This window comes from Xenorhabdus bovienii SS-2004 (genome assembly GCF_000027225.1).
GTDB classification, from domain to species: domain Bacteria; phylum Pseudomonadota; class Gammaproteobacteria; order Enterobacterales; family Enterobacteriaceae; genus Xenorhabdus; species Xenorhabdus bovienii_C.
The window spans coordinates 1,076,769-1,084,646 of the sequence record NC_013892.1; the positions used below are offsets into that span (position 1 = coordinate 1,076,769).

Here is a 7,878-nt window from a genome sequence, read left to right on the forward strand (position 1 = left end):
ACTTACTATAAAAAACCAAGTAAAAATATATATTAAATAGGCTCATTTTTATCATTAATTCCATTTTTAGAATATTAAATTTACCCTTTTAAATTTACCCTTGGATTCGCCTAATAAGTGCGATTTCTTAGAAAGACGTCAGTTGCTATAGTAGGCATCTTTCTCGCCAAAGGAAAATGCGCTATGACCTATAAACAACTGACCGAAACAGAAAGATATCAGATTTTCAGCTTGAAAGAAGCCGGTTTTTCACCACGGGAGATTTCAAAGTCACTCAATCGAAACCCATCAACGATTAGCCGGGAATTGAGACGAAATCAGGAGGCAAAGAAATATGCGCCTGAACAGGCTCAACTTAAGGCCGTAGCGCGCCGACATTGTTCTACAAAAGCAGTAAAATTGAAACCAGAGATAGAAATGTGGATCAAACAGTTAATTTTGCAAGATTTAAATCCTGAACAAACGGTCGGTTATCTCAAAAGGGAAAATATCATATCTTTGCATCATGAAACAGTTTATCGATTGATTTATAAGGATAAATTTAATGAGGGTGATTTATGGCAACATCTTAGGATTACGAAAAAACCGTATCGTAAACGTTATGGAAGTTATGAGCGCCGAGGAAAAATTAAAAACAGAGTCAGTATTGATAAGCGCCCCAAACTTGTTGATAAAAAGCAGCGTATTGGTGATTGGGAAGGAGATACTCTCGTGGGTAAAGATCTCATAAAAGTGCATTATTGACATTAGTTGAACGAAAATCGTTATTTACTATCATAATTAAACTTAAAGATAAAACAGCAGAAGGGTCGTAAAAGCGGCCACAAGACATTTATCACTGATAAAACATAAAATTAAAACAATGACCTTTGATAATGGCCTCGAATTTGTCGAACACGAACTGATCAGTAAAAATGTAGAGCCAAAAATTTATTTTTCTCATCCATATTCCCCCTGGGAAAGAGCGATAAATGAGAACACTAATGGATTAATCAGAGATTACTTCCCAAAAGGAACTGATTTTAATAAGGTATCAGAGCTGGAGATTAACCTCAGGGCGCAAGCATAGTTTGATTAATATTATAAGTTCAAATATTAATCAAACTATGCTTGCGCCCTGCTATAGCAACTGACCGCCTTTCTAAGACATTGCACTTATTAGTCGAATCCACCAAACACAAGAATATAAAATTAATGCTTTGGAGTCATGACCAAAACATCATCCATATAATTAACATCATATAAATATAGATGATATTTTAAACTTTAAATTGAATTTTCTAGTTCTTTATAAAATTCTAATATACTATTTATATCTGTACTCCATTCGGATACTCTATCTCCATTTTCAGTCTCTGTATAACGAGGATCAATAAAATCATTAAGTTTACTCGGAGAAAAATTTTGACAATCTTCTATAAATAGCGTTTGATTCTGCAAAAATACATCTTCCCCTTCAAAATATATTATCCATATAAAAATAAAATTAACACTAATTGGATCATACATAGAAACAGCTAATGCAGCATGATTTTTTTTATGCAATCCTTCCTTTAAGGCATTATACCAACTTTTTTTATAATCAATTAAACTCCAATAAGTGATTGGTAAGTGAAACTCCTCTTTAAAATCATCAATGATTATTGATGATGGTAAAGTTAATTCGCCAAAAAATTTAACGGCAGAATCTTTTGTTACAATATTAAACATAAATTAATCCTTAAGTCTATTAAGCTCGCTATCATAAGTTCCTATCCTTTTACCTTTTTTATCCATCATTTTCCAACCATTATTAACATTATGCCCATCCACATCCGGAGTAATATAAGTTTTTGTTTTTTTATTAAAAAATACAGTTTGTCCATGAGAATTAAAAGGTGCTTTTTGTGCTGGTATTCGTTGATCATATCCCAATTTTTTAGCCGCGTCAGTGGCTTCTTTACCTTTGAGTGATGCACTCAAATAAACATAAATCGGCGGGATATTCGAGATCGGGAACACCAGAATATAATCCTGAAAACTCCGCTCTTCTGGCATCGGATAGCTTTCTATTTGGATTCCTGTATCTTCCGGTATTGGCAAGACAGTTGGGCGGCTGGAAAGATCCAAAACTTGCTGATTACCCGTACTATTGGGTGCAATAAAACCCGGATTATCCGGGTACCATATCAGGGTGGGTTCATTCGCATTTTCATCTGCCCAAAATTCGTACCGGTTCAGTTCCTTATTATGGGACATATTACGAACTTTCACCTGATCCAGCCCACTTTCCTTGCTGGTATGGTATCCCACTGCATTTAATTGCCCTGTCCGAGCATCTTCCACAAAACGGTAGCGCACACGGGTAGGCGCGGTGCCTTTTACGTCGGCAATTTTTGTCAAATTATCACGGGTCAGTAAATCGCCATCACTGCCATTCCATATGCCCCGTATCATCACCCCCAGTACCGTCTGCATAGTACTCATCAGCTGATAATCCGGAAATGCCCTGTCCCATGCCCCATTCAAGACCTGCTTTTCGTTGCGAGAGAGAAGCGGCGGTGTCCCTTCCGTTTTCTGGTTATTTGCAGCAGCTCCGGCTCCCACTCCCAATGCGCTGGTAGTACTTTGCGTCATCATCTGAGGAAGCAGGAAAAAACCCGCTTGAGCCGGCTTTTGCGCTTGCTCCTGGGGCTGAGAAGCAGAGAATGGCATGAATATCGATGTTTCCCCAAAATGGGTATGCGGCTCCGTGTCCGTTCCGGCATCGGTACAACCGGCGGATTGCAGGCAGGATTTGGCAAACACCGGCTCCACGATACGGGCGATTTCCAGTACGTGCCGACGGTTATGAGACGGCATGACCTGAAATCCGCCAAACGTAGGATCGGGGTAAAATTGGGAGGCAGTCAGGTTTTCCCTTGTCCAGCCGGGCAGATCCGGCAGGGCGTCACTGACGTCGCCCGGCTGGATCCGGTGATGGGTGCCGCCCTGCGTGGAGATCCGGTTCTCTGTCAGGAGTTTTTCGGTCAGTTGCTCCGCCAGTGCCTGCCCATCGACGTGCAGGGTCATCGGCAACGGCGATAAATTTTCCTCACGCAATAGCCCCTGACCATCGGTAACCCCCCGGGCATCAATTATCCCATCCCGGCTTCTTAGCCGGTAGGGAATACCAGTCAGAGGTGTACCCTGCAAGTCTAGAAGCTGGAACTCCAGCCAGTGCTTGAAAATGTCATCGCAGGGAGCGCAGTCTAATCTTCCTGTATTATTCATCAACTTACCTCCTTTTTGCTTAAGCCCGCAGGGTATCAAGGCCGCTGTCTGCCAGAAAATCACGCAGGGTCAGCGCCTGAAGACGTGAACCCTGCCGACTGCGCTGTGTCAGCCACTGTGTAAGCCGTTGTTGCAGCGCTCCGTTGGGTGTATCCAGTTGCAAGGCCAATGCGCCCTGCGCTTCCCACAGTTCATAGGTCAGGGTGTCGGCATAGCCTTCCAGTGCCAAATCGGACTGCTCCCAGGCGGCTATCAGGTGTGGCTCCAATACAAAGGGCCGTTCCACCAGACTGGGTGGGCAATCAGCCGGACGGCTGAAAACGGTGGGTACCAGCAAATCGAGCATCAACTCCGTGACGGGGTTGAGCAAGGAAGTCCAGTCGGTCGGCTGCATGGCCGGCATCAGGGTACGGGCAATCCGTGTATCCATCAGGCGAAAAACCACCGACTCCCCGCGCAGAGTGGCAAGCTGATGGCGTTTCCAATGGTGCAACTGCGCCTGCCATGTGGCGTCACTGCGATACGCCCAGCCCCAACTGGAATCACTGAGGGCATGGCGGTCGAGCAGACGGCCAAGGGGCACCAGACTGTCCGCTGTCGGCTGGATCAGCCACGGCCCCTGCTCCATCAGGTGGGCCAGCGGAGTGCCGTTGTAGAGCGGAAAAGCCTGTTCCACCCAGCCGTTGGCGTAAAAGGTGTCAACGGGATTGGGGATGGCAAGTTGATTGACGATAAAGAAGATCGGCGCTTTTTCCTGCGCATGGAGCCATGTTATCCAACAGACTGTCATGATTGACCGCCCTGTGGCTTAATTACCCAACTGGCCTGCTCCTGTGCCTGAAGTGCACAGTATTTTTTGACCGAAAATTTGACCGCCTGCAGCGGCGGGATGCCTTCCGGCAATTGCAGCGAAACGCCCCGCCCGCTGCCGCCTGATCCCTGACCGACATTAATCGCGGAGGACTGAATCCCGGCCTGTGTGACTTTGAGAAAGCTACCGCCGACTTTCAGAGTGATTTCGGTGGCCGCTTCCAGCACGATTTTGCCGCCGCTCTTGTGGTGAGTTTCCTGACCGCTTTCGCTGACCAGTGCGTCTCCGGCCTGAATATGCTGCGAGCCCGTAATTCGCTGAGAAATATCCCCTTCCGTGCTGTATTTGCGGCTGCCCATCACCTGTGAGTGCTCATCCCCCTGAATATCCATGTAGTGGTTATGATCAATGCTCTGTTTCTGGTCGTGTTTGATGTGCCAGCAAACATCGTGTTCAATCTGGCCGGTGAAGTCTTTCTGGGCGTGGATATACACTTCCTCGCTGTCCTTGGCATCCTCAAAGCGCAATTCATTGAAGCCCTGTCCTTTGTGGGTCTGGGTTCTGAAGGTAGTGCGGGTTTTCTCGGCCGGTAAGTTCAGCGGTGGGCGGTTGCGACCGTTGTAGGTACAGCCCGTCACGATGGGGCGGTCGATATCACCGTTGAGGTAGGAAACCAGCACTTCCTGACCGATGCGCGGAATGGCCATAAAGCCGAAACCGTGCCCGTTCCAGCCCTGAGCGACCCGTACCCAGCAGGAGGAACCATCCCCCGGCGCGTCATATCGGTTCCAGTGGAAATGCACTTTGATGGCACCGTGTTCGTTAACAAAAATCTCCTCACCTTCCGGCCCCACCACAGTGGCGACTTCATCGCCGTCGGCCTGCGGTTTGTAGCGATAAGGGGGCCGCCAGTTATCCCTGCCCGGAATAAAGGTCACTTCATTGGTTAGCGTAGTACCTTCGCCAGCAATGCCAGCCGCCTGTGGCTGGGCACCGTGGTGACTGACGCTGACCACCTGCCAGCGGTCATTCATGGCCGTTATCGGGTGATGGCTGAGAATAAAGATTTTACCCGGCCGGAGCTGAATGCAGTTGGTGGTGGCCGTCCCTCGTTTACTTTCGCTGTTCAGCTGGTTGAGCCGCAGCATGGAAAGGGGTTTACCCTCAGCATCCAACTGGAAACGGCCGTAACTTTCAAACACGGCATGACCGTATCCCGGTTCCGACATCGCCTGATGCTGTAACGGGTAGGAGGGACGCAGGAAATTGTTGTCCTTGTGGGTAAATTCATCAGGACACAAAAATTCACCGTAACGCCACTGCCATGCGGAAGCGTCGGTATTGTCAGTTTCCGGCTGAGGGTTATAGGTCAGAAAAATCCCCGCCAGCATGCCGAGGTGGGAATTGCTGAAAAAGAGCTTATCTTCCTCAAACCAAAAAGTGATGCCCTCTTCCGCCGCCAGCCGGCACCAGAAATCATAAGCCGATTCACGCTTCTGGGTAGTATATTCCCGCACCGGGTGATGCCCTTCATCCTCATAGAATTTGCTGTCTGACCGGATACGGTGCTCTTTCAGTAATTGTTTGAGAATGTCCGGCACCGACTGGCGTTGAAAGAGCCGGCTATCCTGATTGAGTGTCATTCGCCACATCTCAGGGCGAACGTTAAAGCTGTACCACGTGCGGCGTCCGTCGGTATTGCCCTGTTCAGCCCCTGCCACGATACCATTAATGGTACGTTCCACTACGCCATCACGGGTGATAGTCAGGGAGGCTGACATTCCCAACTGTTCACTGAGTACAATATTATCAAGAGCGCTGACCACCGTAAGTGTCAGGTGATAAAGTTCTGACAACGCTTCCCGCAGGCTGAAATCCGCCACCTGAAACGTCGTTCCGGGTAGCCTGCCTATCTGACAGGTAAAGACTAATCCATCCATTGTTATCACTCCTTACATAATGGGACGATATCCCCGCAGGGGAAGCGGGAACAGGCGCCATTGTTCACCGGAAGGCTGGCCGGTGACGTCCATCCGCATTCTCATGTCATGGCTGAGGAAAAACGGCAGAAACTGGTACAGGGTGTTGGCAAACCGGAACATTTCTCCCGGACTGGCATAGGCGGTTTCATCCAGTGTGATTTCAACATGCAGGCAGCGGAAAGGCTGTCCCCGCTCCAGCCAATCGCCCGGAGTGGATTGGATGGCCTGAATACCATCAATCATCCGCTGGAGATGACGGCTAGTTTGCCGATCCGTCTCACCATAAAAATTGTAGTCTTTCAGTACCTGTCTAAAGGATTCAGCAGAGACCAGTACGTAGCTGCTCATGGAATAATGCGACAACAGTTGCCAGTGCCGCTGATCGTCAATCACCGGGGGGTAACTCTTTGAAACGGGGGTGAGGTTTTTCATCTGAAAACGGTCAGGCAGACTTTCGGCGCGACAGGTTTCGCCGACGGCCAGCTGGATTGGTGCCTGGGAAAATCCGACAAAGTAACAGGTAAACTGGCGTTTGGGTGGGTTTTCCAATGGCCGGGAATGGCTGTCATAGAAAGCCAGCGTGTACCGCAGTCTACCCAGTGCGTCGCGGGTGACCTCCAGCGCATAGAACCAGGCATTCTCGTATTCCGGCTGATGGCGGGACATCGCCGTCAGTTCGCTGACCGGACAGAAGCGCCCGGCCTCTCCCCGTGACTGCCCCTGTTCATTCGGCTCGCCCTTCAGGGTGATATCGAGGATATTCAGCAGCCCCTGATGGGCGGGCAGGGGCAGCGGATAACGGACGTTATCCGCTATAAACGGCAGACTCAGCCGTTCCAGTTGCAGATTGACCACCGGTACACAATGCAGCAGGAAAGACTCGGCTATCTGCGCCTCAGACAAGGGCAGAAGGGTGTTCAATTTCAGTGTCAGGCTGAATACGTTGCTTTCCGTCATGGGCAGCCGTCGGGATTTCACCGGATACGGCATATCCAGCGTCAGAAAATGATGGATGTGAGGCAGGTAGAGGGATTCCGTCAACATCTGCGGTGCCCAGTTACCGGCCGCTGCCGGGGGTGACAACACCAGCCGCGACTCGCCAGCGTGGGGAATAAACCGTAGGGTATCCATCACATAGGTTTGTCCGTTGTGGTACAGTTCGCCGTCGCCACAAAAACGGCATAATCCCAATAGCAGAGCATCCGCCACCGATTCATCGTGGCTTAGGAACAGCTCTATGGGTTGGGTATCCCAATAGCCATCTTTACCTGTGTATTGAAAGGTCAGGATAATCAGGGTTTCATCAGTCTGATGGGTGATTTCCCGTGACAGCAGGGTCAATGGCAGGACGTCACACTGACGGGGTGTGATAAAACTTTGCTCGCTGACGGTCTGAATTTTCGTGCCTGCGGGCAGTGAAAACGCAACATCAGCGCCCTCACCACCGTCAAGTTGCATGATAGCCGTGGCAGGAATACCCCTGACGGGCTGCACTTTGAGCCGTTGCAGCAGCGGCTGGGTCAGTTCCGGGAAAGCATCGTCGATTTTCTGGCTGATCGGTGCCGCTAAAGCAGCAAATCCTTCATTCAGTTTTTCCACACCGGGATCGCGGCCACCGAGGACTTCATTGAGATGGGGTTTTTCCTCACGTACACACTTTTCAAGTTCCCGCAGGTAGGCCAGTTCCCGTTGGAAATAGCGTTCAAATTGATCCATCACACATTCCTTTTACACACTATTCTTTTCATATAATTACTGTAGGGTTTTCACCTCATACCGTGACACGTCGCCTGTTAAATAAAGCAATAATATTAAATTATCTTATGGTGAAAT

5 protein-coding genes and 1 pseudogene are annotated in these 7,878 nt (G+C 48.9%); 1 reads left to right on the top strand and 5 read right to left on the bottom strand.

Annotation, left to right across the window (positions count from 1 at the left end; genetic code table 11):
- Positions 1-183: 183 nt before the first annotated feature.
- Positions 184-1,051, top strand: a pseudogene (locus tag XBJ1_RS20575) (IS30 family transposase); the annotation flags it as partial.
- 215 nt (positions 1,052-1,266) lie between these two features.
- Here the strand turns inward: XBJ1_RS20575 and XBJ1_RS04675 are convergent.
- Genes XBJ1_RS04675 through XBJ1_RS18975 form a run of 5 tightly spaced genes read right to left on the bottom strand, consistent with a single transcriptional unit; the run spans position 1,267 to position 7,761 of the window.
- Positions 1,267-1,710, bottom strand: coding sequence for a hypothetical protein (locus tag XBJ1_RS04675; RefSeq protein ID WP_012987639.1), 444 nt, complete (start codon positions 1,708-1,710; stop codon positions 1,267-1,269).
- A gap of 3 nt (positions 1,711-1,713) precedes the next feature.
- Complete coding sequence (locus XBJ1_RS22150) at positions 1,714-3,252, bottom strand: S-type pyocin domain-containing protein (protein ID WP_012987640.1); 1,539 nt, start codon at positions 3,250-3,252, stop codon at positions 1,714-1,716.
- A gap of 19 nt (positions 3,253-3,271) precedes the next feature.
- Positions 3,272-4,042 carry a DUF4123 domain-containing protein gene (locus XBJ1_RS04685; RefSeq protein WP_012987641.1) on the bottom strand — a complete coding sequence of 257 codons (771 nt, stop codon included), beginning with the start codon at positions 4,040-4,042 and terminating at the stop codon, positions 3,272-3,274.
- Positions 4,039-6,003, bottom strand: coding sequence for a type VI secretion system Vgr family protein (locus tag XBJ1_RS04690; protein ID WP_012987642.1), 1,965 nt, complete (start codon positions 6,001-6,003; stop codon positions 4,039-4,041). The genes XBJ1_RS04685 and XBJ1_RS04690 overlap by 4 nt, the downstream gene beginning before the upstream one ends.
- 12 nt (positions 6,004-6,015) lie before the next feature.
- A complete protein-coding gene (locus XBJ1_RS18975) occupies positions 6,016-7,761 on the bottom strand; it encodes a type VI secretion system baseplate subunit TssF (protein ID WP_012987643.1) in 1,746 nt (581 codons plus the stop codon).
- Positions 7,762-7,878 lie beyond the last annotated feature (117 nt).